This is a genomic window from Labrys sp. Lb11, from assembly GCF_057554225.1.
Genome location: NZ_BAAJOT010000009.1, coordinates 45,409 through 71,677, shown reverse-complemented (window position 1 = coordinate 71,677; position 26,269 = coordinate 45,409). Strand labels below are relative to the sequence as shown.

At 69.2% G+C, this 26,269-nt stretch carries 25 protein-coding genes; 17 read left to right on the top strand and 8 right to left on the bottom strand.

Annotated elements, in window-relative coordinates:
• Window positions 1-12: 12 nt before the first annotated feature.
• Both fliM and AC27L4_RS29170 read right to left on the bottom strand, forming a co-directional pair.
• A complete protein-coding gene (fliM, locus tag AC27L4_RS29175; RefSeq protein ID WP_487146131.1) occupies window positions 13-1,212 on the bottom strand; it encodes a flagellar motor switch protein FliM in 1,200 nt (399 codons plus the stop codon).
• 1 nt (window position 1,213) lies between these two features.
• Window positions 1,214-1,741 carry a flagellar basal body-associated FliL family protein gene (locus AC27L4_RS29170; protein WP_487146130.1) on the bottom strand — a complete coding sequence of 176 codons (528 nt, stop codon included), beginning with the start codon at window positions 1,739-1,741 and terminating at the stop codon, window positions 1,214-1,216.
• A 358-nt stretch (window positions 1,742-2,099) separates the two neighbouring features.
• Here AC27L4_RS29170 and flgF point away from each other — a divergent pair, with 358 nt between their 5' ends.
• The 10 genes from flgF (at window position 2,100) to folP (ending at window position 11,974) form a co-directional block, all read left to right on the top strand.
• Entirely contained in the window at window positions 2,100-2,858 is a 759-nt protein-coding gene (gene flgF / locus AC27L4_RS29165; RefSeq protein ID WP_487146129.1) for a flagellar basal-body rod protein FlgF, read from the top strand.
• Between the two features lie 12 nt (window positions 2,859-2,870).
• Complete coding sequence (gene flgG, locus AC27L4_RS29160; protein ID WP_487146128.1) at window positions 2,871-3,659, top strand: flagellar basal-body rod protein FlgG; 789 nt, start codon at window positions 2,871-2,873, stop codon at window positions 3,657-3,659.
• Window positions 3,660-3,669: 10 nt separating this feature from the next.
• Window positions 3,670-4,635 (top strand): flagellar basal body P-ring formation chaperone FlgA, encoded by a 966-nt coding sequence (gene flgA, locus AC27L4_RS29155; RefSeq protein WP_487146127.1) that lies wholly within the window; start codon window positions 3,670-3,672, stop codon window positions 4,633-4,635.
• A gap of 11 nt (window positions 4,636-4,646) precedes the next feature.
• The gene (gene flgH / locus AC27L4_RS29150) at window positions 4,647-5,429 is read left to right on the top strand and encodes a flagellar basal body L-ring protein FlgH (RefSeq protein WP_487146126.1); all 783 of its coding nucleotides are present in this window, start codon (window positions 4,647-4,649) and stop codon (window positions 5,427-5,429) included.
• 247 nt (window positions 5,430-5,676) lie between these two features.
• Window positions 5,677-6,279, top strand: a complete 603-nt coding sequence (locus AC27L4_RS29145; RefSeq protein ID WP_487146125.1) for a TetR/AcrR family transcriptional regulator — start codon at window positions 5,677-5,679, stop codon at window positions 6,277-6,279.
• A 14-nt stretch (window positions 6,280-6,293) separates the two neighbouring features.
• Window positions 6,294-7,502 carry an MFS transporter gene (locus AC27L4_RS29140; RefSeq protein WP_487146124.1) on the top strand — a complete coding sequence of 403 codons (1,209 nt, stop codon included), beginning with the start codon at window positions 6,294-6,296 and terminating at the stop codon, window positions 7,500-7,502.
• 391 nt (window positions 7,503-7,893) lie between these two features.
• The gene (pabB, locus tag AC27L4_RS29135) at window positions 7,894-9,267 is read left to right on the top strand and encodes an aminodeoxychorismate synthase component I (protein ID WP_487146123.1); all 1,374 of its coding nucleotides are present in this window, start codon (window positions 7,894-7,896) and stop codon (window positions 9,265-9,267) included.
• On the top strand, window positions 9,264-9,848 hold the full coding sequence (locus AC27L4_RS29130; RefSeq protein WP_487146122.1) for an anthranilate synthase component II: 585 nt from the start codon (window positions 9,264-9,266) through the stop codon (window positions 9,846-9,848). Before pabB ends, AC27L4_RS29130 begins: the two co-directional genes overlap by 4 nt.
• A complete protein-coding gene (locus AC27L4_RS29125) occupies window positions 9,845-10,675 on the top strand; it encodes an aminotransferase class IV (RefSeq protein ID WP_487146121.1) in 831 nt (276 codons plus the stop codon). Before AC27L4_RS29130 ends, AC27L4_RS29125 begins: the two co-directional genes overlap by 4 nt.
• Window positions 10,676-10,678: 3 nt before the next feature.
• Entirely contained in the window at window positions 10,679-11,974 is a 1,296-nt protein-coding gene (gene folP / locus AC27L4_RS29120; RefSeq protein ID WP_487146120.1) for a dihydropteroate synthase, read from the top strand.
• Window positions 11,975-12,441: 467 nt separating this feature from the next.
• Here folP and ilvC read toward each other — a convergent pair whose 3' ends face one another.
• On the bottom strand, window positions 12,442-13,461 hold the full coding sequence (gene ilvC, locus AC27L4_RS29115) for a ketol-acid reductoisomerase (RefSeq protein ID WP_487146119.1): 1,020 nt from the start codon (window positions 13,459-13,461) through the stop codon (window positions 12,442-12,444).
• Window positions 13,462-13,589: 128 nt separating this feature from the next.
• Between ilvC and AC27L4_RS29110 the strand changes: the two genes are divergently transcribed.
• Complete coding sequence (locus tag AC27L4_RS29110; protein WP_487146118.1) at window positions 13,590-14,345, top strand: SDR family NAD(P)-dependent oxidoreductase; 756 nt, start codon at window positions 13,590-13,592, stop codon at window positions 14,343-14,345.
• Between the two features lie 74 nt (window positions 14,346-14,419).
• On the opposite strand, the gene ilvN is transcribed toward AC27L4_RS29110, so the two are convergent.
• From ilvN to AC27L4_RS29090, 4 genes are all read right to left on the bottom strand, one after another.
• Window positions 14,420-14,956: an acetolactate synthase small subunit gene (gene ilvN, locus AC27L4_RS29105; RefSeq protein ID WP_487146117.1), complete on the bottom strand. Its 537-nt coding sequence runs from the start codon at window positions 14,954-14,956 to the stop codon at window positions 14,420-14,422.
• Window positions 14,957-15,057: 101 nt separating this feature from the next.
• A complete protein-coding gene (locus AC27L4_RS29100; RefSeq protein ID WP_487146116.1) occupies window positions 15,058-16,821 on the bottom strand; it encodes an acetolactate synthase 3 large subunit in 1,764 nt (587 codons plus the stop codon).
• Between the two features lie 245 nt (window positions 16,822-17,066).
• Window positions 17,067-17,582, bottom strand: a complete 516-nt coding sequence (locus AC27L4_RS29095; protein ID WP_487146115.1) for a dihydrofolate reductase — start codon at window positions 17,580-17,582, stop codon at window positions 17,067-17,069.
• An 11-nt stretch (window positions 17,583-17,593) separates the two neighbouring features.
• On the bottom strand, window positions 17,594-18,535 hold the full coding sequence (locus AC27L4_RS29090) for a thymidylate synthase (protein WP_487146114.1): 942 nt from the start codon (window positions 18,533-18,535) through the stop codon (window positions 17,594-17,596).
• Between the two features lie 139 nt (window positions 18,536-18,674).
• Between AC27L4_RS29090 and AC27L4_RS29085 the strand changes: the two genes are divergently transcribed.
• A complete protein-coding gene (locus AC27L4_RS29085; RefSeq protein ID WP_487146113.1) occupies window positions 18,675-20,063 on the top strand; it encodes an esterase-like activity of phytase family protein in 1,389 nt (462 codons plus the stop codon).
• Between the two features lie 97 nt (window positions 20,064-20,160).
• Here AC27L4_RS29085 and serB read toward each other — a convergent pair whose 3' ends face one another.
• On the bottom strand, window positions 20,161-21,051 hold the full coding sequence (gene serB, locus AC27L4_RS29080) for a phosphoserine phosphatase SerB (protein WP_487146112.1): 891 nt from the start codon (window positions 21,049-21,051) through the stop codon (window positions 20,161-20,163).
• A gap of 3 nt (window positions 21,052-21,054) precedes the next feature.
• On the opposite strand from serB, the gene miaA reads away from it, so the two are divergent.
• The 5 genes from miaA to AC27L4_RS29055 all read left to right on the top strand — a co-directional run bounded on the left by miaA (window position 21,055) and on the right by AC27L4_RS29055 (window position 26,155).
• Window positions 21,055-21,987, top strand: a complete 933-nt coding sequence (miaA, locus tag AC27L4_RS29075; protein WP_487146111.1) for a tRNA (adenosine(37)-N6)-dimethylallyltransferase MiaA — start codon at window positions 21,055-21,057, stop codon at window positions 21,985-21,987.
• A gap of 182 nt (window positions 21,988-22,169) precedes the next feature.
• Window positions 22,170-23,306, top strand: a complete 1,137-nt coding sequence (gene hflK / locus AC27L4_RS29070; RefSeq protein WP_487146110.1) for an FtsH protease activity modulator HflK — start codon at window positions 22,170-22,172, stop codon at window positions 23,304-23,306.
• A complete protein-coding gene (hflC, locus tag AC27L4_RS29065; RefSeq protein ID WP_487146109.1) occupies window positions 23,303-24,259 on the top strand; it encodes a protease modulator HflC in 957 nt (318 codons plus the stop codon). The genes hflK and hflC overlap by 4 nt, the downstream gene beginning before the upstream one ends.
• Before the next feature lie 78 nt (window positions 24,260-24,337).
• Window positions 24,338-24,538 (top strand): DUF2065 domain-containing protein, encoded by a 201-nt coding sequence (locus AC27L4_RS29060; RefSeq protein WP_487146108.1) that lies wholly within the window; start codon window positions 24,338-24,340, stop codon window positions 24,536-24,538.
• 129 nt (window positions 24,539-24,667) lie between these two features.
• Complete coding sequence (locus AC27L4_RS29055; RefSeq protein WP_487146107.1) at window positions 24,668-26,155, top strand: Do family serine endopeptidase; 1,488 nt, start codon at window positions 24,668-24,670, stop codon at window positions 26,153-26,155.
• The last annotated feature ends 114 nt before the right edge of the window (window positions 26,156-26,269 follow it).

The window sequence follows — 26,269 nt, the reverse complement described above, 5'->3', positions numbered from 1 at the left end:
GCGAGGTCGACATCACATGTCCTTCCGCATCGCATCGGCCATGTCGAAGATGGCCATGGTGGTCTTGGATTTCTTCAGCGGCCGGGCAAGGCGCACCGCGACCGAATCGCCCATGCGGCCCATGCGCCCCTCGGACAGCAGGATGTCGCCGCAGCGCACGCTGACCAGCGTGTCGGGCTTGATGGTGATCGGCAGCGTGTCGCCGACCTTGAGGTCGAGGATCGCGCGCAGCGGCAGGTCCTGCTCGTACAGCACAGCGTCGACATCCACCGTCGCCTGCCAGATCTCGGTGGCGAGATGGCTTTCCCAGACCGGGTCACGGCCGAACTTCTCGCCCATGAAGCTGTGCAGCAGATGGTCGCGGATCGGCTCGATGGTGGCATAGGGCAGCACCATCTCCATGCAGCCGCCGCGATCCTCCATGTCGACGCGCAGGCGCACCAGGATGGCGGCATTGGCCGGGCGGGAGACCTGGGCAAAGCGCGGATTGGTCTCGATGCGATCGAAGGTGAAATTGACCGGCGAAACCGGGCCGAAGGCCTGCTCGCCGTCGGCCAGCACGATCTCGATCATCCGCCGCACCAGGCCGAGCTCGATCGTGGTGTAGGGACGGCCTTCGACGCGGATCGCCGAGGTGCCGCGCCGGCCGCCGAGCAGCACGTCGATGATCGAGTAGATCAGGTTGGAATCGACGGTGACCAGGCCGAAATTGTCCCATTGCTCGGCCTTGAACACGGTGATGATCGCCGGCAGCGGGATGGAGTTGAGGTAGTCGCCGAAGCGCACCGAAGTCATGCGGTCGATCGACACCTCGACATTGTCGGACGTGAAGTTGCGCAGCGAGATCGTCAGCAGCCGCACGAAGCGGTCGAACAGGATCTCCAGCATCGGCAGGCGTTCATAGGAGACCATCGCCGAATCGATGATCGCCCGGATGCCGGACTGCGAGCCGCTGACGAGCTCCTCCACCGAGAAGCCGAGCAGGCTGTCGATTTCGTCCTGGTTGAGGATGCGGTCGGCGCCGCCCTTGGAAACGGGGCCGTCGCCGGCCATCGCCGCCCAGTCGGTGGCGCCCGGCGGCGACACGCCCTGCTCGGCCAGCGCCGAGCCCCACTCGGCCGCGAGGTCGTCCTGGTTCGCGCGCGCCCCCTGCTGTTCGGCCAGGGCGGCGCCCCATTCGGCCATCAGGTCGTCCTTGCCGGGACCGGCCATGCTATTGCACCACCATCTGCTGGAACACGACCGCGTCGACCTTGGCCGGCGACACGGCGACGTTGACGCGCTTGGTCAGCTCTTCCTTGAGGCGAAAGAAGCCGGCCGAGCCTTCCAGATCCGACGGGCGCAGGATGCGCATGTAGGATTGGAAGGTGTCGAGCACCCGCGGCATCAGCGGCCTGATCTCCTCGACCAGCTTCTCGTCCGCGACCTCCAGCGAGATCTTGACCTTGAGGTATTGGACCTTGTCCTTGGCATCGAGGTTAACCAGCATTTCCGGCAGGTCGAGGTAGCGCACCGGCTTGGCGGCGGCGGGCTTGGACGCGGCCTCGGCCTGCTCCTCGCCACGGCCGCCGATCAGGTCCGCCTTGATGGCGGCGAAACCGCCGCCCCCGAGCACCACGAGGGCGAAGCCCGCGAGCACCAGCCTGTTGCGCAGCAGGCCGGCGAGGCCGCCCTTGCGCCTGGCACCGGGCTCGGCGCCGTCCTCGGCTTCCGCCTCCGGCTTCTTGGGTTTCTTGGCCATCGGGACCGGCTCCGGGGGCGTATGTGACTGGTGGAAAACGCCGCTCGGGCTGTCGGACCGGCGCGAGGCTGCGCTGGCATCGACATTCGGCCCAAATGGTTAACGCCCGTTTAATTCTTGTCCCAGGGCGGCAAAATCTGCCTGGTCGAACTTGCCGGCCGGCGTGATCGCCCTGCCCTCCTCGCAGCCGACAGGCCCCGCAACCCATTGATATTCCTCGATCCGTCAAAGTGGCACGGCACATGCCATGGTTAACACGATCCGAATGCGTTGGGAGACGCGACCGGATCGGGGAGCAACGGAACCGGAGGGCCTTGGGAGAGGCACGCCGATTCCACGAAGGGAGCGGGGCGGTTCGATGGAGAACACGCTTCTTGTGGCGCTGTCGCGCCAGGTCGCCTTGAGCCGCGAGCTCGACGTCGTCGCCAACAACATGGCGAACGCCAACACGCATGGCTTTCGCCGCGAGGCCGTGCAGTTCGCGGAGTACCTGATGCCGACGGCATCGGCCGACGGCTTTCCCGCGCCGGACCGGCACCTCTCCTACGTGCAGGACCGGGCCAGCTATCGCGACTTCGAGACCGGCTCGCTGCAGCAGACCGGCAACCCGCTGGATCTTGCCATCCGGGGCGACGCCTTCTTCGCCGTGCAGGCGCCGGACGGCCAGGGCGAGCGCTACACCCGCGACGGCGCCTTCCAGATCGACACCCAGGGCCGCCTGGTCACGGCGAGCGGCGAGGCGGTGCTCGGCGAGGCCGGACCGATCACCCTCGACCCCGACAACCCGACCTTCGACCTCGCCCGCGATGGTACCGTCTCCGACAAGGACGGCATCCGCAGCCGCCTGAAGGTCGTGCGCTTCGACAATCCGCAGCGGCTGCAGCGCGACGGTGACGGCCTGTTCCGCGCCGAAGCCGGCCAGGCGCCGCAGGCTCTCGGCCCCGCCGAGATCAACGTGGCGCAGGGCATGGTCGAGACATCCAACGTCAAGCCGATCCTGGAGATGTCGCGGCTGATCGAGATCAACCGCGCCTACACCTCCCTCGCCAGCCTTATCCAGCGCAACGACGAACTGCGGAAGACCGCCGTCGAGCGCCTCGCCGACCTGCCCGCCTGAGGAGCCCACGCCATGCGCGCCCTGCACACCGCCGCCACCGGCATGATGGCCCAGGAGCTGAACGTCGAGGTCATCTCCAACAACATCGCCAACATGCGGACCACCGGCTACAAACGCCAGCGGGCCCAGTTCCAGGATCTGCTCTACGAGTCGCTGCGCCGGGTCGGCTCCACCACCTCCGATCAGAACACCCAGGTGCCGGCCGGCATCCAGATCGGCTCGGGCGTGCGCACCGCGGCGACGCCGCGGGTGATGAGCCAGGGCGACGTGTCGCCGACGGAGAAGGAGCTGGACCTCGCCATCCGCGGCGAAGGCTTCTTCCGCATCCAGATGCCGGACGGGCGCACCGCCTATACCCGCGACGGCTCGTTCGAGCGCGACGCCCAGGGCCAGCTCGTCACGGCCGACGGCTATGTCGTCGATCCCGGCATCACCATCCCCGAGAATGCCCGCGACATCACCATCAACCAGCAGGGCGTGGTCTCGGGCACGGTGCCCGGCCAGACCACGTCCACGGATTTCGGCCAGATCCAGCTCTCGCGCTTCGTCAACAAGACCGGCCTGGAGGCGATCGGCGACAATCTGTTCCTGGAGACTGCCGCTTCCGGCCAGCCGCAGACCGCCACGCCTGGCACCGACGGGCTCGGCAACCTGCTGCAGCGCTATCTGGAGCAGGCCAACGTCAACTCGGTCTCGGAGATCTCCGACCTGATCGCCGCCCAGCGCGCCTATGAGATGAACTCCAAGGTCATCTCGGCCGCGGACGAGATGCTGCAGTCGACCTCCAGCATGCTGCGCTAGGAGCACGCCGATGATCGCAAGAGCCCTCGCCTGCACCCTCCTCGCCACCCTGGCCGTCCCGGCGCTGGCGCAGACGACGCCGCAGCCGACGCTGCGCGCCGATGTCACCGTCTCCTCTGAGCTGGTGCGGCTCGGCGACCTCGTCGACAATGCCGGAACCGCGGCCGCCGAGCCGGTGTTCCGCGCGCCCGACCTCGGCGGCACCGGCACGATCCAGGCCGGACGGGTCCTCGCCGCCGCCCGCGCTAAGGGCCTCGCGGCGGTCGACGCCAACGGGCTCGCCGAGGTCAGCGTCACCCGTGCCAGCCGCAGGCTCGACCTCGACGAGATCCGCCAGGCGGTCGCCGGCGCCATCGCCCGCCGCAATGGCCTGGGCGACGCGGCGGACCTCACGGTGACGCTCGATCCGGGCATCGCCGCCGCCCATATCGAGCCCACGACCACGGGCAGCCTCGAAGTGGCCCAGCTCGCCTGGAGCCCTGTCACCGGCCGCTTCGACGCGACGCTCACGGTTGCCGGCTCCCCCCTCCTGACCCGCGCGCCGCTGCGGGTCCGCGGCCAGGGCATCGAGACCCTGGCCGTCCCGGTCTATGCCCGCGCCGTCAACCGCGGCGAGGTGCTGCGCAGCACCGACGTCGTCGTCGAGCGCCTGCCGCGCTCGCAGGCCGCGAGCGGCGCCGTGGAGGCTCCCGCCGAGGCGATCGGCCAGGCGCTGCGCCGGTCCGTGCGCCCCGGCCAGCCCGTGCAGGCGAACGACCTGACCAAGCCCAACATCATCGCCCGCAACGACGCCGTGACGCTGACCTACGAAGTGCCGGGCATGGTCCTGACCGTCCGCGCCAAGGCGCTCGACACAGGCGCCGAGGGCGACGCCATCCCCGTCCTCAACGGGCAATCCAACCGCATCGTGCAGGCGACCATCACGGGCCCGGGCCGGGTCTCGGCCGTCACCCGCGCCCGCCTCGCCCTCAACTGAAAGCCGGACCGATGTCGAAGATCAGCCTCCCCTCTCCCTCGCGCCCGGTCCGGGCCTGCGCCCTGTCGACCCGGCTCTGCCTCGCCGGCCTCGCCGCCCTCGCCCTTGCCGGCTGCGGTGCCGCCGACCGCCTCGCCAATGTCGGCAAGGCGCCGAACCTCACCGCCATCGACGACCCGACGGCCCAGCCCGGCTACAAGCCGGTGTCGCTGCCGATGCCGACGCCGGAAAAGCCGATCTTCCAGGCCAACTCCCTGTGGCGCTCTGGGTCGCGCGGCTTCTTCAAGGACCAGCGGGCCATGCGGGTCGGCGACATCCTCACCGTCAAGGTGGTGATCCGCGACAGCGCCAACATCAACAACACCACCTCTCGCTCGCGCGCCAACAGCGAGAACCTGGGCGCCAAGAGCCTGTTCGGCGTCGAGGGCGACCTGGTGCCGAACGGCACCGACGCGGGCGGCATGCTGGCAGCCACCTCGGACAGTTCCAGCACCGGCGCCGGCTCGGTGCGGCGCTCGGAAGCCCTCACCACCAATGTCGGTGCGGTCATCACCCAGATCCTGCCCAACGGCAACATGGTGGTCGAGGGCAAGCAGGAGGTGCGCGTCAACTTCGAAATCCGCGAGTTGATCGTCGCCGGCGTGGTGCGGCCGGAGGACGTCGAATCCGACAACACCATCGAATCCACCAAGATCGCCCAGGCCCGCATCTCCTATGGCGGCCGCGGCCAGATCACCGACGTGCAGCAGCCGCGCTACGGCCAGCAGGTGATGGACATCCTCCTGCCCTTCTGATCCCCGGGGCTCCCCGGCAGGCAAGCCCGCTCCCGGCGAGCCTGCCGATCGACGCCGCGCGCCCGCTCCCCGGCATGCGGCAGACGCAAGGCGCGGGCCGGAAGCCCCCCCCGGCCCGCGCCGTCCTGCTTCACCCGCTTCGGGCGCCGATACCGCCGCTCGGGCAAGCCCGCCGATATACGCGTAGCCGGCTTCCATTTGACATCATACCAACCAATCGGTATGGTCTCGGCAAAGGGGTGGGATCATGGATCGCCAGTCCAAGTCCAGGCTGATCGACGCGGCCCTCACCGTCGTCCGCACCAAGGGCTACAACGCCGCCCGGGTGGACGATATCTGCGCCGCCGCGGGCGTGACCAAGGGCAGCTTCTTCCATCATTTCGACAGCAAGGACGACCTCGCCATGGCCGCCGTCGAGCGGTGGCGCGAACAAGCCGACGCCCTGCTCGTCGCGATCGACGCCGAGGAACACGCCGACCCGCTGGACTGGCTCATGGCCTATCTCGACCTGCGCAAGTCGTTGATGACCGGCGACCTGCCGCAGTGGACCTGCTTTTCCGGCACGATGATCCAGGAGATCTACACGACCCACCCCGCCCTGCGGGACGCCTGCCAGGGCGTCACGACCGAACATGTCGCGGCGCTGGCCGTCAGGATCGACGACGCCGTCCGCCGGCATGGCATCGCTGCGGGCTGGACCGCCGAAAGCCTGGCGCTGCACATCCAGGCCGTGGTCCAGGGTTCCTTCATCCTTGCCAAGGGGCAGGGCCGCGCCGACGCGGCTCGCGACTGCATCGACCATCTGCGCCGATATGTGGATCTGCTGTTCCGCCGTCCGCAGGCAAGCTGATCGGGGAGGACGCCATGGGAATTCGGTACCGCTGGATCATCGTCGGGCTCGGGGCGCTGATGGGCTGCGTCGCCATCGGCGCCATGTTCTCGCTGGCGGTGTTCCTCGATCCCCTGTCGACCGATACCGGCTGGTCCCGGGCCGGCATATCGAGCGCCATGACGCTCAACTTCCTGGTGATGGGCGTGTGCGGCTTCGGCTGGGGCTCGGTGAGCGATCGCTACGGCCCTCGCCCGGTCGTGCTGACGGGCGCCTTGCTGCTCGGCCTCGCCCTGGTGCTCGCCAGCCGCGCCACCGCCCTCACCGCTTTCCAGTTGGTCTACGGCGTGCTGGTCGGCATGGCGGCCAGCGCCTTCTTCGCGCCGATGATATCGGCCGTCACCGGCTGGTTCGACAGCCATCGTAGCCTGGCCGTGTCGCTGGTTTCCGCCGGCATGGGGGTCGCGCCGCTCACCATCTCGCCCTTCGCCCGCTGGCTCATCAGCGCCTATGACTGGCGCACGGCGATGCTGGTCATCGGCGTGGCGGCCTGGGTCCTGCTGGTCCCCGCCGCCCTGTGCGTCCGGCGGCCGCCGCAATCCGCGCCCGCCGACGCGGTGCCGGCGGCTGGATCGGGCGAGGCCGGCCCGTCCCTGGCGCAGGCGCTGGGCTCGCCGCAATTCCTCGTGCTCGGCCTGACCTTCTTCGCCTGCTGCGCCGCCCATTCCGGCCCGATCTTCCACATGGTCAGCTATGCCATGATCTGCGGCATCTCGCCGATGGCCGCGGTCAGCATCTACAGCGTCGAGGGCCTCGCCGGCCTGGGCGGGCGCGTGCTCCTCGGCGTGCTCGCCGACCGGCTCGGCGTCAAGCCCGTCCTCGTCGCCGGCCTCGCCGTCCAGGCGGCGGCGATCGGCACCTATCTCGCCGTCAGCCGGCTCGGCGAGTTCTACGCCCTGGCGACGATCTTCGGCGCGGCCTATGGCGGCGTGATGCCGCTCTACGCCGTGCTGGCACGCGAATATTTCGGCCAGGCCCGGATGGGTGCGGTCTTCGGGGCGGCCACCCTGCTGTCGAGCCTCGGCATGGCGATCGGCCCGCTGGCCGGTGGCTGGGTGTTCGATACCTTCCACAACTATGCGTGGCTGTTCATCGGCTCCGTTGCGGTCGGGCTCGGCGCCGCCGGCGTCGCCCTCGCCTTTCCGCCGCTCCCGCGCCAGCGCCGGCAACTGCAGCCGGCGTGAACGCGGCACCGCGCCGGAGGCGGGCCTTCTGTCCGGCGCGATCGAGGCGGACATCGCCGCCGGAATCGGCGCCGGGCGCGGCGATCGCATCGCCCGGGCGCCCAGGCGCTCGGCCCCTTGACGCCCGGTACAAGCCGCACCCGTCCCTCGCCCGGACCGGTCGCCGCTCACGGCCGGATCGGCCGCACGTCACGCTGCGACAAGTGCGGGACAGCGGCGCCAAAAACCGCTATGCATAAGCATCCGCGGCGCTCCCACAGGGTTGAGGAGCGCGGGGCGCCGAGATCGGTGCGGTGGGACGGCGTCGGGCCAAGGGACCGGTCGGCGCGTTCCACACCCTTTCCCTCAGCGGGTATTGTCAAAGGCCATCGAGAGACGGCATCCGGCGCATATGAAGCTGACCCGAGCACCGATTCTGATCGAGATTCCGTGGATCGATCCCATGGAGGCGGCGGCGCGCCTGTCTGCACGCCCGCGCCTCGCCTTCCTCGACAGCGCCATGCCGCATCCGACGCTCGGCCGGTGGTCCTATGTCGCCGCCGACCCCGTCGGGGTTTTCCGTGTCCAGGACGGCGTCGCCCGCTGGAACGACACGGCCTTGGACGAAGCGCCGATGTCGGCGCTGCGCCGCCTGATCGAGGGACACCGGCGCGAACGTGCCGATGGCGGCCCGCCCTTCCAGGGCGGTGCGATCGGAGCGCTCGCCTACGAGGCCGGCCTGCTGTTCGAGCGCCTGCCGCAGACCGAGGCCGCGCGGCCCATGCCGCAGGTCGACCTGCCGATCTACGACACGCTGCTCGCCCTCGACGGGCTGCAGCGCCGCGCCTTCGTCGTCGCGCCGCACGAGGCGGCCGCCGCGGCCTTCCGCGAGAGGCTGCGGGCCGAGCCGCCGCCACGCCGGCGCCTGCCGGCCTTCGCATGGCGCGACAGCCGCAGCCGCCCCGCCTACGAGGCGGAGGTGGCTCGGGTGATCCAGTACATCCGCGACGGCGACATCTTCCAGGCCAACCTGTCGCACCGCTTCATCGCCGAACCCGAGGCCGCGCCCGACCCGGTGACGGTCTATCGGGCGCTCCGCCGCGCCAATCCCGCCCCCTTCGCCGCCCTCCTGGTCGATGGCGGCCGCTTCATCGCCTCATCCTCGCCCGAGCGCTTCCTCAAGCTCGACGGCCGCGGCGTCGAGGCCCGGCCGATCAAGGGCACCACCCGCCGCACGCCCTATCCGCGCGAGGATTTCGCCCGGGCCCAACTCCTGTCGGAGAGCGAGAAGGACCGGGCCGAGAACGTGATGATCGTCGATCTCCTGCGCAACGACCTGTCCCGGGTGTGCGAGCCCGGCAGCGTCGCCGTGCCGGTGCTCTGCGGCGTCGAGACCTATGCCTCTGTGCACCACCTCACCTCGGTCGTCACCGGCCGGCTGCGCGAAGGCCGCGACGCCTTCGACCTGATCGCCGCGACCTTCCCGGGCGGCTCGATCACCGGCGCGCCGAAAATCCGGGCGATGGAGATCATCGCCGAGCTGGAGGGGCGCGACCGCGGCATCTATTGCGGCTCGATCGGCTGGATCGGCTTCGACGGCTCCGCCGATCTCAACATCGCCATCCGCACCCTCGCCTATGACGGCCGGGAGATCTCGGTGGGCGCCGGCGGCGGCATCACGCTCCTGTCGGATCCCTCTGCGGAGTATGAGGAGACGCTGGCCAAGGCCGAGCGCGTGCTCGCAGCCTTCGCGGCGGACGGCGAAGCAGCGGACGACGCGGCATGATCCTCCTCGTCGACAACTATGATTCCTTCGTCTTCAATGTCGCCCGCTATTTCGAGGAGCTGGGCGAGCCGGCCCGCGTGGTGCGCAACGACGCGGTGACGCCGGCCGATGTCGAGGCTGCCGGCGCCTGCGGCCTGGTGCTCTCGCCCGGCCCCTGCGCGCCCAAGGACGCCGGCGCCTCGCTGGAGCTGGTGCGGGCCTTCTCCGGCCGCATGCCCATCCTCGGCATCTGCCTCGGCCACCAGTGCATCGGCGAGGCCTTCGGCGGCCGGGTGGTGCATGCCAGGACACCGATGCACGGGCGGCCCTCGCGCATCCTCCATGACGGCACCGGCCTGTTCGCCGGCCTGCCCGCGCCGATCGAGGCCGGTCGCTATCACTCGCTGATCGTCGAGCTCGACGGCGACGAGCCGCTCGATGTGACGGCGCGCAGCGAGGACGGCGAGATCATGGCCCTCACCCATCGCAGCCATCCGACCTTCGGCCTGCAATTCCATCCCGAATCGATCCTGACCCCGCAGGGCCATGCCCTGATCCGGGCCTTCCTGAACCAGGTCGAGATATTCCAGCGGGCTGCATGAGTTTTCTGATTCATCGCATCATCGAGCCGGCCGGCGGCGGCGGGCCCCGCATCGGCGCCATGGACCGCGGCCTGCAGCTCGGCGACGGCGTGTTCGACACGCTGACGGTGCGGGCCGGCACGGCGCTGGCCCTCGACCGGCATGTCGCCCGCCTCGTCGCCGCCGCCGACGCCATCGGCATTCCGGCAACGGCAGCCGCGATCGAGGCGGCGATCGGCGAAGTCACGGCCGAGCTCGCCGGCCGGGACGCCATCCTGCGCACCACGCTGACGCGCGGCCAGGGCGTGCGCGGCCTGTGGCCGGCCGAGGCGGCACGCCCGACGCTGCTGGTCACGGCCCAGCCCTGGAGCCCCGGGCTGGCCGGCCAGCCTGCCCGGCTGATCCTCGCCTCGGCGCCGCGCAACGAGCGATCGCCGCTGTCGCGCATCAAGTCGCTCGCCTATCTCGACGCCATCCTCGCGGCGCGCGAGGCCGCCGCGGCCGGCGCCGACGACGCCCTGATCCTGAACACGCAGGGCCGCATCGCCTGCACCACCATCGCCAATCTCTTCGCCCTGAAGGGGGACAGGCTCCTGACGCCGCCCATCGGGGAAGGCTGCCTCGACGGGATCATGCGCGGCCTCCTCGTCGAGGCGGCCGGAAAGCTCGGCCTCGCCGCGATCGAGGTGCCGCTCCGTCTCGACGACCTCCTCGGCGCCGACGCCGTCGTCGCCACCAATTCGGTACGCTTCCTGCGGCCGGTGACCGCCATCGACGGGACTGCGCTGGCACAGTCGCCGCTGGTGCCGCGCCTCCTCGACATCCTGCTCCCTCCTGCCAACGGCTGATCCATGATCCTCGTCGCGCTCGGCGCCAACCTCCCCTCGTCCGAAGGCGCACCGCGCGAGACGCTCCGGCGCGCGGTCGCCGAACTCGCGGCGCGGGGGCTGACCATCGCGGCGCGCTCGCGCGTCTTCCTCACCGAGCCGGTGCCCCGTTCGGACCAGCCCTGGTACGCCAACCAGATGATCGCGGTGGAGACCGATCGCTCGCCGCAGGCGCTGCTGCAGGTGCTGTTCGAGGTGGAAGCCCTGTTCGGGCGCCGGCGCAGCAAACGCAACGCCGCGCGCACCCTCGATCTCGACCTCGCGGCCTATCACGACCTCAGTCTCGACACCCCGGAGCTCGTCCTGCCGCATCCGCGTATGCACGAGCGCGCCTTCGTGCTGGCGCCGCTGGCCGATATCGCGCCGGGCTGGCGCCATCCGGTATCAGGAGAGACGGTCGAGACGCTGCTCGCCCGCGCCGACCGGGCCAATGTCCGCGCCCTCGCGCCGGCGCCGCTCCTCATGGGCGTGGTCAACGTCACCCCCGACAGTTTTTCCGACGGCGGCCGTTTCGACAGCACCGACAAAGCGATAGCCCATGCGCTGGCCCTGCTCGGCGAGGGCGCGGACATCCTCGACATCGGCGGCGAGTCGACCCGCCCCGGCTCCGCCCCGCTCCCGCCGGGTGAGGAGCAGGCCCGCATCCTGCCGGTCATCACCGCGGTGGCGGCCGAGGCGGCCCGGCGCCGGCGCCTGGTCTCGGTCGACACCCGCCATCCCGCCACGATGCGGGCGGCGCTCGCGGCCGGCGCCACCATGGTCAACGACATCACCGCGCTGGCCGGCGCCGAGGCGCGCCGCATCGTCGCCGATGCCGGAGTTCCCGTGATCCTGATGCATATGCAGGGCACGCCGCAGACCATGCAGATCGACCCGACCTATGCCGACGTGGTCGCCGAGGTCGCCGACGCCCTGGCGCGGGCGCGAGACCGGGCCGTGGCCGACGGCATCCGGCCGGGCGACATCTGGCTCGACCCCGGCATCGGCTTCGGCAAGACGCTGGAGCACAACCTCGCCCTGCTCGACGCCACGCCGCGCTTCAAGGCGCTCGGCCAGCCCGTGCTGGTCGGCGCCTCGCGCAAGGGCTTCATCGGCCGGGTCGACCGCGACGGCCCGGCCATCGACCGCGTCGGCGGATCCATCGCCGCCGCCCTCGCCGCCGCCGGCCGCGGTGCCGACGCGGTCAGGGTGCATGACGTGGCGGAGACCCGCCAGGCGTTGGCGGTGTGGAGCGCGATCGAAGGCAAGGCGATGGCGTAGCGGCGCGGAGGATAGGGCACGGGTGCCCGGCACAGTTTGTGTTCTCTGCCGGCTGCCGCCTTGCTCGTCGCAGGAAAGCCGTCGCTGATCCGTAGCAGGATCGGGCACGGACCAGCCCTCTCCACCGAAGGTGGGCAGGGTGTCGCCGCGAAGCGGCGACGGGTGGGGTGCGGCGGGCAGGACGCGGCCTTCGAAGAGATGGCGCGACGGCGGTGCGGCCAAGGCCAAGCCTTGCGGACCGCCCCCATCCGACGACTTCGTCGGGCCACCTTCCCCGCCTTGGGCGGAGGAGGCCCATCAGCGCCCCGTCTCGGACTGTGCGTGGCAACGCGCAGACTTTTCGGAGCCCGTCGACATAACTCCAAACAAAAACCCTCTCCGGCTGGAGAGGGTTTTTGCCTTGACCGCAGGTCGCGAGCCGCAATCGGACGGAGCGCCATGGAAAGGCGCCCCGCCGAAAACCTCGATCAGTTGCGAGCCTTGTCGACCAGCTTGTTCTTGGCGATCCATGGCATCATGCCGCGCAGCTTCTCGCCGACCGCCTCGATCGGATGGGCGTCGTTGAGGCGGCGCGTGGCCTTGAACTTGGGCTGGCCGGCGCGGCACTCGCGGATCCATTCGGAGGTGAAGGCACCGGTCTGGATATCCTTCAGCACGCGGCGCATCTCCGCCTTGGTCTCGTCGGTGACGATGCGCGGGCCGGTGACATACTCGCCGAACTCGGCGGTGTTGGAGATCGAGTAGTTCATGTTGGCGATGCCGCCCTCATAGATGAGGTCGACGATCAGCTTCACCTCGTGCAGGCACTCGAAATAGGCCATCTCGGGGGCATAGCCGGCTTCCACCAGCGTCTCGAAGCCGCCGCGGATCAGCTCGACCAAGCCGCCGCACAGCACCACCTGCTCGCCGAAGAGATCCGTCTCGCACTCTTCCTTGAAGGTGGTCTCGATGATGCCCGAGCGGCCGCCGCCGACGCCGCAGGCATAGGACAGGGCGAGGTCGTGGGCATTGCCCGAGGCGTCCTGATGGACGGCGATCAGGCAGGGCACGCCGCCGCCCTTCTGGTACTCGCCGCGCACGGTGTGGCCCGGGCCCTTCGGCGCGATCATGACGACGTCGACGGTCTTCTTCGGCTCGATCAGCGAGAAGTGGACGTTGAGGCCGTGGGCGAAGGCGATGGCGGCGCCGTCGCGGATATGGGGCGCGATCTCGTCGTTGTAGATGTCGGCCTGCAGCTCGTCCGGCGCGGCCATCATCATGAGGTCGCCCCACTTGGCGGCTTCGGCGACGGTCATCACCTTCAGGCCATCGGCCTCGACCTTCTTGGCCGTGGTCGAGCCGGCCTTGAGGGCGATGGCGATGTCCTTGACGCCCGAGTCCTTCAGGTTCATCGCGTGCGCGCGGCCCTGCGACCCGTAGCCGACGATGACGACCTTCTTGGTCTTGATGAGATTGAGATCGGCATCGCGATCGTAGTAGACGCGCATGGTTCTTATCCTTCCAGGCCTGCGGTTGTCATAAAATTTCCGAGTCTCGAAATGTCCTGGGGCGAATAGCGGTTCGCCGTGCCGCTGGCAACAGCCCAAACCCATTCCCCAAGTCGTGGAGCCGTCCGATGTCCGTTTTCGATTTCAAGGATCGCGTCGTTCTGGTCACCGGCGGCGCCTCCGGCATCGGCCGGGGCATCGTCGAGGCCTTCGCCGGCGAAGGTGCCCGGGTGGCGCTGACCTATGCCACCAGCACCGCCGGAGCGGCCGAGATCGCCGCCGCCTTCGGCAGCGGGCGCGTCCTTGCCATGCAGGCGGATCTGACCAAGGAAGCGGAATGCGCCCGCGTCGTCGCCGAGACGGAAAAGACCTTCGGCCATATCGATGCGCTCGTCGCCAATGCCGGCGGCCTGATCGCCCGGGCGCCGACCGTCGAGACCACCATGGCGCTGTGGCAGGAGGCATTCGAGGTCAACGTGCTGTCGACCGTGATGGTATGCAAGGCCGCCCTGCCCGGCATGATCGCCCGCCGCAGCGGCGCCATCGTCACCATGGGCTCGATCGCCGCGCACAATGGCGGCACCAGCGCGGCCCACTACGCCGCGGCCAAGGGCGCCATCCACACCTTCACCCGCGCGCTGGCCAAGGAGGTGGCGGGCAGCGGCATCCGCGTCAACGCCGTCTCGCCCGGCCTGATCGGCACGCGCTTCCACGATCGCTTCTCCACGCCGGACAAGCGCCAGGCCACCGTGGCCCAGACGCCGCTGAAGCGCGAAGGCACGCCGGCCGACGTCGCCGGCGCCTGCCTCTACCTCGCCTCGGACGCGGCGAGCTTCCTCACCGGCGAGATCATCGAGGTGAATGGCGGGATAGGGATGTATTGAGGCCATGCCCCGAGCCGGACCGCGCAGGGCGCCGGCGCTGCCGGCTGCCCATCCGCGTTTCCGGGCCTGCGTCGTCACAGCCCCTCCGGTCCGCGTGCGATCGCGGCGATGCCGGTGCGGGAGACTTCCACCAGCCCGATCGGCCGCATCAACTCGATGAACTGGTCGAGCTTCTCGCCCTTGCCGGTCAGCTCGAACACGAAGCTCTCCGTGGTGGCGTCGACGACGCGGGCGCGGAAGGCGTCGGCGAGGCGCAGCGCCTCGACGCGGTCCTCGCCCTTGCTGCGCACCTTGATCAGCAGGAGCTCGCGCTCCAGCGCCCGGCCGCCGGCCGTCAGATCCACCACCTTGTGCACCGGCACGAGGCGCTCGAGCTGCGCCTTGATCTGCTCGATCACGCCGGCCGTGCCCGTGGTGACGACGGTGATGCGCGAGACGTGCTCGGCATGCTGCGTCTCGGACACGGTGAGGCTTTCGATGTTGTAGCCGCGCCCGGAGAACAGGCCGACCACGCGGGCCAGCACGCCGGGCTCATTGTCGACCTCGACCACCAGAGTGTGGGTCTCGAGGGCGGCGGAGGAGGAAGCCATGAAATAGGCGGATCCGGTCATGCTCTGTCCAGTCGGTCGTGAACGGCGGAGAGGGGTATGAAAGGTCATTCGGAACAGCTTCGACCCGTCTCCCCCGCCAGCGGCGGGGGAGACGGACCGCCTTACACCAGTTGCTTGCCCTTGGCGTCGATGATCGAGCCGATGTCTTCGGCCGCGTCGCTCAGGATCATCTCGTTGTGCGCCTTGCCCGACGGGATCATCGGGAAGCAGTTCTCCTGCTTGTCGACGACGCAGTCGAAGATCACCGGGCGGGGCGTGTCGATCATCTGCTGGATCTTGGCGTCGAGCTCGGCCGGATCCGAGCAGCGGATGCCGACGCCGCCATAGGCTTCGGCCAGCTTGACGAAATCGGGCAGCGCCTCCGAGTAGCTCTCCGAATAGCGCCCGCCATGCAGCAGCTCCTGCCACTGGCGCACCATGCCCATGTACTCGTTGTTGAGGATGAAGATCTTCACCGGCAGGCGATACTGCACCGCCGTCGACATCTCCTGCATGTTCATCAGGATCGAGGCCTCGCCGGCAATGTCGATCACCAGCGCGCCGGGATGGGCCATCTGCGCGCCGATCGCCGCCGGCAGGCCGTAGCCCATGGTGCCGAGGCCGCCGGAGGTCATCCAGCGGTTCGGATCCTGGAAGTGGAAGTACTGCGCCGCCCACATCTGGTGCTGGCCGACCTCGGTGGTGACATAGGGGTCGCGGTCCTTGGTCAGGGCATAGAGGCGCTCGACCGCGTATTGCGGCTTGATCACCGAACTCGACCGGCGATAGTTCAGCGACTTGCGGCCGCGCCAGTGGTTGATCTCGTCCCACCAGGCCTTCAGGGCGGCTCGGTCCACGGTCGGCCTGGTCTCGCGCCAGACCGTCAGCATCTGCTCCAGCACATGCGCGGCGTCGCCGACGATGGCGATATCGGCCTTGACGTTCTTGTTGATCGAGGACGGGTCGATATCGATGTGGATCTTGCGGCTGCCCGGCGAGAAGGCATCGACCCGGCCGGTGATGCGGTCGTCGAAGCGCGCGCCGATGTTGATCATCACGTCGCAGTCGTGCATCGCCCAGTTGGCCTCGTAGGTGCCGTGCATGCCCAGCATGCCCAGCCACTGCGGATCGGCGGCCGGGAAGGCGCCGAGCCCCATCAGCGTCGAGGTGACGGGATAGCCGGTCAGCTTGGCGAACTCGCGCAGCAGCGCCGAGGCGCGCGGACCGGCATTGATCACGCCGCCGCCGGTGTAGAACACCGGCTTCTTCGCGCCGGCGATCAGCGCCACCGCGGCGCGCACCTTGTCCATGTCGCCTTCGATGCGCGGGCGATAGGTCTTGTGGATGTTCTCGGTCGGCTTGAAATAGGTGCCGGACTTGAACTGGATGTCCTTGGGGATGTCGACCACCACCGGTCCCGGGCGCCCGCTCGAGGCGATCAGGAAGGCCTCGTGCAGGATGCGCGGCAGATCCTCGATCCGCTTCACCAGATAGTTGTGCTTGGTGCAGTGACGGGTGATGCCGACGGTGTCCGCCTCCTGGAAGGCGTCCGAGCCGATCAGGTGCGTCGGCACCTGGCCGGTGATGCACACCAGCGGGATCGAATCCATCAGCGCGTCGGTCAGGCCGGTGACGGCATTGGTCGCGCCCGGGCCGGACGTCACCAGCACGCAGCCCACCTTGCCGGTCGAGCGCGCATAGCCCTCGGCCGCATGCACGGCTGCCTGCTCGTGCCGCACCAGGACATGGCGCAGCTTGTCCTGCTGGAACATCGCGTCATAGATCGGAAGGACGGCGCCGCCGGGATAGCCGAACAGGTGCTCGACGCCCTGGTCCACCAGGGCTTGCACCACCATTTCCGCACCGGTCATCTGCATCGTCGACATCGTCGTCGTCCTTGGATTTCGTTGAGGCTTCGTCGTCAAGCTGTCGTTCGGGCAACAAAAAAGGCCCTCGAGGGGCCCATGTGCGTCATCTCTGGAGATCCGGGGCCTATCCCCGCTCCACCGATGACGCCAAAGCTACGATAAGGATGTTGCGCACGCGAGCGCTCCCATTTGCGAAAGTTGCGAGGTTGTAATGCCTCAGGGCCAGCGGGTCAAGCGACAGACCACGCTTTTTTCGCGGCGCGTCAATGACGCAGCCAGGTCACCACGTCGAAGGCCGCATCGTCCTTCTCGCCGCGCGGATGCGGGACGCGCTCGACCTCGCGCCAGCGCGTCGGATCGATCGGCGGGAACATGGCGTCGCCCTCGGCCTCCAGCTGGATCTCGGTGATCAGCAGCATGTCGGCCCGCGCCATCGCCTCGGCATAGATGGTGGCGCCGCCGGCGACGATGATCGCCTCGGCGCCGCTGCCCTGCGCCAGCATCGCCGCGAGCGCGAAGGCTGCGTCGAGCCCGTCGACCACGTGCACGCCCTCGGCCGAGAAACCCGGGTCGCGCGTCACCACGATGGTCTCGCGCCCCGGCAGCGGCCGGCCGATCGACTGATAGGTCTTGCGACCCATGATCATCGGCTTGCCCCAGGTGGCGGCGCGGAAATGCTTCAGATCCGAGCGCATGTGCCAGGGCAGGCCGTTGTCGACGCCGATGACGCCGTTGCGCGCCATCGCCGCCACCATCACGATCGGAAGCGCCTTGCCCATCGGTTTCGCGCCTAGACGGCGATCGGCGCGGCGATGGCCGGATGCGGGTCGTAGCCCTCGACCACGAAATCCTCGAAGCGGTAGTCGAGGATCGTCGCCGGCCGGCGGGCGAAGGAGAGCCTGGGCCAGGGCCGGGGCTCGCGGGCGAGCTGGGTGGCGACGAGATCGCCGTGATTCTCGTAGAGGTGCGTGTCGCCGCCGAACCAGACGAACTCGCCCGGCTCCAGGTCGCATTGCTGGGCCAGCATGCAGATCAGCAGCGAGGCTGTGACGAGATTGTAGGGCAGGCCCAGGCCGATGTCGCAGGAGCGCTGGTGCAACAGGCCGGAGAGCCGGCCGTCGGCGACGAAATACTGGTAGGTCGTATGGCAGGGCGGCAGCGCCATCTCGTCCAGCTCGGCGACGTTCCAGCCCGTGAACATCAGCCTGCGCGAGGTCGGGTTGGCGCGGATGTCGCGCACCAGCCTCTCGATCTGGTCGATACCACCGGGTCGGCGTCGGTAGAGCCCCTCGCCGGCCGGCTCATAGGCCGGCCAGTGCCGCCACTGCGCGCCATAGACCGGGCCGAGGTCGCCCCAGCGCTGCGCGAAATCCGCGTCGGCGACGATGCGCGCCTCGAACGCGGCCTGGGCGATGTCCTCGCCGCTCTCGCGGCGATAGCGGGCCAGCGGCCAGTCCGTCCAGATCGTCACGCCGTCCTCGAGCAGCGGCCGGATATTGGTCTCGCCGGTGAGGAACCACAGCAATTCCCGCACGATCGTCTTCCAGGAGACGCGCTTGGTGGTCAGGAGCGGGATGGTGCCATCCGACAGGTCGAAGGCCAGCCTCTCGCCGAACACCGCGCGGGTGCCGACGCCGGTGCGGTCGCGCCGCGGCGCGCCGTCACGCCAGACCCGCTGCATCAGGTCCAGGTACTGCGTCTCGGGGTGGGCGGCGCGGGTACGGTCGAGCATGGCGGCACTATAGGACAGCGCGGCCGATTCCGCGACGGGCGGCGCGGAATATCCATAGGCGCGTCATGCCTCCTCCACGCAACTGTCATCCAGCCCGCCTACACGTCCGGCGTTCTTCGGGACTGAATCGGGGGTTTCCATGCCGTCTTTCCACCGCTGCGCCGCCTCGCTGGCCGCGCTGCTCCTCGCCCTGTCCGCCGCTGCCGCCGGCGCGCAGGATGCACCCGCGCCGCAGACTGTCCGCGCGGTGCTCGCCGGCCATGCCGTGCTGCCGGCCATGACGTTTGCCGCGCCGCCGGCCGATGCGCCGGCGCTGTTCGCCACCTCCGGCAAGTTCGCCGGCCCGACTCCGGCCCGCATCGACCGGCCGTTCAGCGTCATGGGCACCACCGGCAGCAAGGACGCGGTGCGCGAGACCGGACAGACCTTTCCCTTCGTCGGCCAGGCCGTGCAGGGCTTCAGCGGCATCCTGTCCATCGGCAACGGCGAATATGCCGTCCTGACCGACAACGGCTTCGGCGCCAGGACCAATTCGCCGGACGCGATGCTGATGGTGCACCGCGTGAAGCCGGACTGGCAGACCGGCCGGGTGGCGCTGCTGGACACGCTGTTCCTCAGCGATCCGGACAAGAAGGTACCGTTCCGCCTCGTCACCGAAGCGACCGGGGAGCGCTATCTCACCGGCGCCGACTTCGACATCGAATCGGTGCAGCGGATCGGCGATCATTACTGGTTCGGCGACGAACTCGGCCCCTTCCTGATCGAGACGGACGCCGCCGGCCGCGTGCTGACCGTGGTCGACACCACCGCCGAAGGCCGGCCGGTGCGCTCGCCCGACAATCCCTATCTCGCCATGCCCGGAGCCCCCGGGGCGGTTGCCTTCGAGGCGCGCCGCAGCAAGGGCTTCGAGGGCATGGCCGTGTCCGAGGACGGCCGCACGCTCTATCCGCTCCTGGAGGGCGGGCTTTGGGATACGGCAAAGGGCGCGCCGGAAGCCGACGCCCAGGGCCGCGAATATCTGCGCGTCCTCGAGTTCGACGCGGTCGGCAAGCGTTTCACCGGCAAGTCGTGGAAGTACCGGCTCGAAGCCAACGGCAATTCGATCGGCGACTTCAACCTCATCGGCGGCACTCGTGGCCTGATCATCGAGCGCGACCAGGGCGAGGGCGACGCAGCCCGAGCGTGCCAGGGAGCCCCCAGGCCGGATTGCTTTGCCGCGCCGGCCAAGCTGAAGCGGATCTATCTCATCGACCTCGCCGATACGGATGCCGACGGCTTCCTGCGCAAGATCGCCTCGATCGACCTGCTCGCGATCAGGGATCCCGACCACAAGGCGAGGCAGGGCGGCCATGACGGCATGCTGAGCTTCCCCTTCATCACCATCGAGAACGTCGCCCGGGTCGATGCCGAACACATCATCGTCGCCAACGACAACAACCTGCCCTTCTCCGCCGGCCGGGCCGTCGACCGGCAGGACGACAACGAGTTCGTGCTGCTGAGCGTGCCCGAGCTTCTCGACGCCAAATAGGCGTCTCGGCCGACGGCTCCGCAATGCCGAAAGGACTTGGCATGATGACCCTCTTCCGACCGGGAGAGGGTCTTTTGCATCCGGTTCGCGCCGGCGCCTACCCCGCGAACTCCTCCCGCCTGTAGCCCTGGGCATAGAGCAGGGCCGTCAGGTCGGCGTGGTCGATCCGCATGCGCGCCGCCGCCGCCACCGCCGGCTTGGCGTGATAGGCGACGCCGAGGCCCGCCTCACCCAGCATGGCGAGGTCGTTGGCGCCGTCGCCGACCGCCAGCACGTCGCCGCGCGCCAGGCCGCGCTCGTCGCGCAGGCGGACCAGGCTGGCAAGCTTGGCCTCGCGCCCGAGGATCGGCTCGCGCACCGCGCCGGTCAGCCGGCCGTCCGCCACCTCCAGGATGTTGGCGTGGTTCTCGTCGAAGCCGATCAGCGCCGCCACCTTCTCGGTGAACAGGGTGAATCCGCCGGAGACCAGCGCCGTATGGGCGCCGTGGGCCTTCATGGTCCGCACCAGCTCCGGCCCGCCGGGCATCAGGGTGATGCGCTCCGCCATGACGTCGTCGACCACCGATGCCGGCAGGCCGGCCAGCAGCGCCACGCGCTCGCGCAGCGCCGGCTCGAAAGCGATCTCGCCGCGCATCGCCCGCTCGGTGATCGCAGCCACATGCTGCCTGGCCCCGACGAAATCTGCGAGCTCGTCGATGCATTCCTGTCCGATCATGGTCGAATCCATGTCGGCGAGGAAAAGGTGCTTGCGCCGGCCGGCGCTCTCCTGCACCACGACGTCGAGCGGCAGCCCGTCCAGGGCGGCGCGCAGCCGCGCTTCGACCGCGCCGGTCTCGCCGTCGCCGTCGAAAGCGATGTCGGCGGCGACGCCGGGCGCCAGGGTCATCGGCTGATGCGGGCGGGACAGCGCCCCGGCCGCGCGCGACAGCGCTGCCGCGTCGAGCGCGGGCAAAGAAGGATTCGAGATCAGCGTGGCAATGCGGGGCATGGAATGAGCGCGGACAGGATCGACGCGGTGCTTCTGGCAGGTCCGACCGCGAGCGGCAAGTCGGCCCTGGCCCTCACGCTCGCCGAGCGCTTCGACGGCGAGGTGATCAACGCCGATTCCATGCAGGTCTATGCCGATCTCGCCATCATCACCGCCCGGCCCGACGCGGTGGAGACCGCACGGGCGCCGCACCGCCTCTACGGACATGTCGACGGGGCCACCAACCACTCGGTCGGGCGCTGGCGCGAGGAGGCCGGGGCCGCGCTCGCCGCAACGCTGGGCGCCGGCCGGCTGCCGATCGTCACCGGCGGCACCGGCCTCTACTTCAAGGCGCTCGAGCGCGGCCTCGCCGACATGCCCGCCGTTCCCGACGCCGTGCGCCGGGAGATCCGCGCCGAGGCGCAGGACATGGCGGCCGAAGCGCTGCACGAGCGGCTGGCCCGGCTCGATCCGGCGACCGCCGCCCGCCTGCGCCCCAGCGACCGCCAGCGCCTGCTGCGGGCGCTCGAAGTGTTCGCAGCCACGGGCCGGCCGCTGTCGGCCTGGCAGGCCGAGCCCCATTCGGCGCCGCTGCTCGACGGCTCGCGCTGCCTGCGCCTGTTCCTGGCGCCCGAGCGCGGGGCGCTCTACGCGCGCATCGACGCCCGCTTCGACGTGATGATCCGGGCCGGCGGCATGGACGAGGTCAGGCGCCTGGCGGCCCGCGGCCTCGACCCGGCGCTGCCGGTGATGCGGGCGCACGGCGTGCCCTGGCTGATCCGGCATCTCGCCGGCGAGATCGGTATCGAGGAGGCCGTGACCGGCTCCAAGGCGGACACGCGCCATTACGCCAAGCGCCAGTTCACCTGGTTCCGGCACCAGATGCCGGGCTGGACCTTCGTCGCCCCCGCCCAGGCCGAGGCCGCGGCGCTGGACGCCCTGGCTGGGAAGGCCTGACGCCGAACATTACCGGGACATTACAACACCCCCCATTCCCGGGGCCCCCGACCGCTTTTGATTGATCAGACCGGCTGGCATCCTATATGCAGCGCTGTGCATGCGGCGGCGCGACAACCGCTGCCGTAACGCGAAATTGTAGCCGTAAGTCTTTGACCGAGAACGCAGAGGAACCTGAAGGCATGCCTTGGAGCAACCAGAGCGGCGGCGGGGGAGGCCCCTGGGGGGGCGGCGGAGGTGGCAGAGACGGCGGCCGTGGACCATGGGGCGGCGGCAATGGCGGCGGGCCGCACCCGCCGGATCTGGAAGATCTGCTGCGCAAGAGCCAGGACCGGCTCAAGAACGTGCTTCCCGGCGGCGACGGCATCGGTCCGCGCGGCATCGCCTTCGTCGTCGCCGGCCTGCTGATCGCCTGGGCGCTGACCGGCTGGTACCGCGTCCAGCCTGACGAAGTCGGCGTCAACCTGGTGTTCGGCAAGTTCCAGTCGATCACCCCGCCGGGCCTGAACTACAACTGGCCCTACCCGATCGGCTCGGTGGAAAAGCCGCAGGTCACCCGCACCAACTCCTTCGACGTCGGCGTGCGCGGCGACGGCAGCAGCCGCAACAATGACGAAAGCCTGATGCTGACCGGCGACGAGAACATCGTCGACATCAATTTCAGCGTCCAGTGGCAGATCGACCCGAACAAGCCGCAGGACTACCTGTTCAACATGAAGGACCCGGACGGCACCATCCGCGCCGTGGCCGAGAGCGCCATGCGCGAGGCCATCGGCCGGCGCAACATCCAGCCGATCCTGACGGGTGAGCGCCAGGCCATCGAGCAGCAGGTGCTCGAATTGATGCAGAAGGCGCTCGACGAGTACAAGGCCGGCGTCATCGTCCGCCTGGTGCAGTTGCAGAAGGTCGACCCGCCGCAGCAGGTCATCGACGCCTTCCGCGACGTGCAGGCCGCCCGCGCCGACTTCGAGCGCCTGCAGAACCAGGCGCAGACCTATGCCAACCAGGTCGTGCCCGAAGCTCGCGGCGAGGCCTCGCGGATCACCCAGGCCGCCGAAGCCTATCGCGACCGCACCGTAGCGGAAGCCAACGGCCAGGCCGCGGCCTTCGTCGAGGTCTTTGAAGCCTATAAGAAAGCGCCCGACGTGACGCGCCAACGCATCTATCTCGAAACCATGTCCGAGGTCCTGTCGGGGATGGACAAGATCATCGTCGACGACAAGCAGGCCGGCCAGGGCGTCGTGCCCTTCCTGTCGCTGAACGAGCTGCTGCTGCGCCAGGGCAGCCAGGCCGGCGCCAGCCAGGGAGGCGGCCAGTGAGGAATTCCTTCTTCGGCGGCGCCGCCATCATCGTCCTGATCGCGGTGGCGATCCTCGCCTACATGTCGCTCTACATCGTGCCGCAGACGCAATACGCCCTGCCGCTGCGCCTCGGCCAGCCGCAGACCCCGCGCTCCGAGCCGGGCCTGTATGCGAAGGCGCCGTTCATCGACAACGTCGTCTATCTCGACAAGCGCATCCTCGACCTCGACAGCCCGTCGCAGGAGGTGATCGCCAACGACCAGAAGCGCCTGGTGGTCGACGCCTTCGCCCGCTACCGCATCGTCGATCCGCTGAAGTTCTACCAGACGCTGACCTCGATCAACGGCGCCGAGCTCAGGCTGACCAGCATCATGAGCTCGGCCCTGCGCCGCGTCCTCGGCCAGGCGAGCTTCCTCGACGTGGTGCGCGACAACCGCGCCGGCCTGATGACCAAGATCCGCGACGAGATGAACCGCGAGGCGGTCGGGTTCGGCGTCTCCGTCGTCGATGTCCGTATCCGCCGCGCCGACCTGCCGGACGCCAACAGCCAGGCGGTCTACCAGCGCATGCAGACCGAGCGCCAGCGCGAGGCGGCCCAGTTCCGGGCGCAGGGCTCCGAGCAGGCCCAGCGCATCCGCGCCGAGGCCGACCGCAGCGTCGCCAAGGTGCGCGGCGATGCCAACGGCAAGGCCAACGAGATCCGCGGCGCGGCCGATGCCGACCGCATCCGCATCTTCGCCGACGCCTACAACAGGGACCCCAACTTCTTCGCCTTCTATCGCTCGATGCAGGCCTATACGGACTCGCTGAAGCCGAGCAACACGCGCATGCTGCTGCGGCCGGATTCGGACTTCTTCCGCTACATGCAGAATCCGATGCTGGGCATGAAGGGGATCGAGGGCGCGTCACCCAAGCCGACCGCTCCCGCACCGGCGCAGCCGACACCGGCACAGCCTGCGCCCGCGCAATAGGCTTGACGCGGCCGCAAAGATGACGATCCACTGACGCCGCCCGGGATTCTTCCCGGGCGGCGTTTTGCGTGTGGGGCGATGGGCGACTTCTCCTTCGGTGATTTTATAACGGCCATCGGCCTCGCCTTCGTGATCGAAGGCCTGATCTTTCTCGCCTTTCCGGACCCCGTGCGCCGGATGATGGCGTCCGTCGCCGCCTCGCCGACGCAGCAATTGCGCGTCGCCGGCGTCATATCCGCCGTGATCGGCCTGGCGGTGCTGTGGCTCATTCGCGGCTGACACACTTGCGTGAAGCGTCGCCGGCGCCACGCTCATGCCGCATTCGATGCTTGAATCGCTGCTATGCTCCAATTCATCCGTGCGGCGGGTCGCGCTCGCTTCGCGCCTTGTCATGTTCCGAGGACAACGATGCCTGACTTCGCCAGAACTCTGATGCGCCAGGCCGGGGCCACCGCCCTGGCTGTCATCCTCGCCGCCAGCCCGCTTGCCGCCGTCACCAGCCGCCCGGCCCTCGCCGCGGCCGGCCCCGCCTCCGTCGCGGATCTGGCGGCCCAGCTCATCGACAGCGTCGTCAACATCTCCACGACCCAGACCGTCGGCGGCGGCGGCGACGATGTCGGTCCGCCCCAAATGCCTCAGCTGCCGCCCGGCACGCCGTTCGAGGAGTTCTTCAACGAATTCTTCAAGAACAAGAAGGGCGAGGCGCCGCGGCCGCACAAGACCTCCTCGCTCGGCTCGGGCTTCGTCATCGATCCCTCCGGCGTCATCGTCACCAACAATCACGTGATCGAAGGCGCCGACGACATCCAGGTGAACTTCAACGACGGCACCAAGCTCAGCGCCAAGGTGCTCGGCCGCGACAAGAAGGTCGACCTCGCCGTGCTCAAGGTCGAGCCGACGAAGCCGCTGAAGGCCGTCAAGTTCGCGACCGACGGCAAGATCCGGGTCGGCGACTGGGTGCTGGCCATCGGCAACCCGTTCGGGCTCGGCGGCACCGTGACGCTCGGCATCGTCTCGGCCAACAACCGCGACATCAACTCCGGTCCCTACGACAACTACATCCAGACCGACGCCGCCATCAACCGCGGCAATTCCGGCGGCCCGCTGTTCGACATGGACGGCAATGTCGTCGGCATCAACACCGCCATCATCTCGCCGACCGGCGGCTCGATCGGCATCGGCTTCTCGGTGCCGGCCACCACGGCGGCGGCGGTCGTCGAGCAGTTGCAGAAATATGGCGAGACCCGCCGCGGCTGGCTGGGCGTCAAGATCCAGCAGGTGACCGACGACATCGCCGAGAGCCTCGGCATGGACCAGGCCCGCGGCGCTCTGGTCGCCGGCGTCGACGAAAAGGGGCCGGCCAAGCCGGCGGGCCTGGAGCCCGGCGACGTCATCATCCGGTTCGACGGCAGGAACATCCGCGAGATGCGCGACCTGCCCCGCATCGTCGCCGACACGCCGGTGGACAAGGAGGTCGAGGTGGTGATCCTGCGCAAGGGCGCCGAGGTCACCAAGACGGTCAAGATCCAGCGCCTGGACGAAGGCGAAGCCCCGAAGAAGGCCAATGCCCAGCCGGCGGAGCCGGAGAAGCCGGTGGTCACCAAGGCGCTCGGCCTGGAGATGTCGGGTCTCACCAAGGAACTGCGCGACAAGTACAAGCTTGCCGACAACACCAAGGGCGTGGTCGTCACCGGCGTGGACGACGGCTCGCCGGCCGACGACAAGCAGATCAAGGCCGGCGACGTCATCGTCCAGGTCGGCCAGCAGGTCGTCGCCACCCCCAGCGACGTGACGGCGCGCCTGGACGAGTTGAAGAAGAACGGCACCAAGCAGGCGCTGCTGCTGCTCTCCAATGGCCAGGGCGAGTTGCGCTTCGTCGCGGTGGCGTTGCAATAGGCCGCACGGACCGATGCGGCATGGCCGGGCTCGTCCTCGTCGGCCGGGATGAAGCCGGACCATGTCGCTTCCGGGAAAGGCGGAGCCCTCTCAGCCGTCGCTGCCGGACTGATC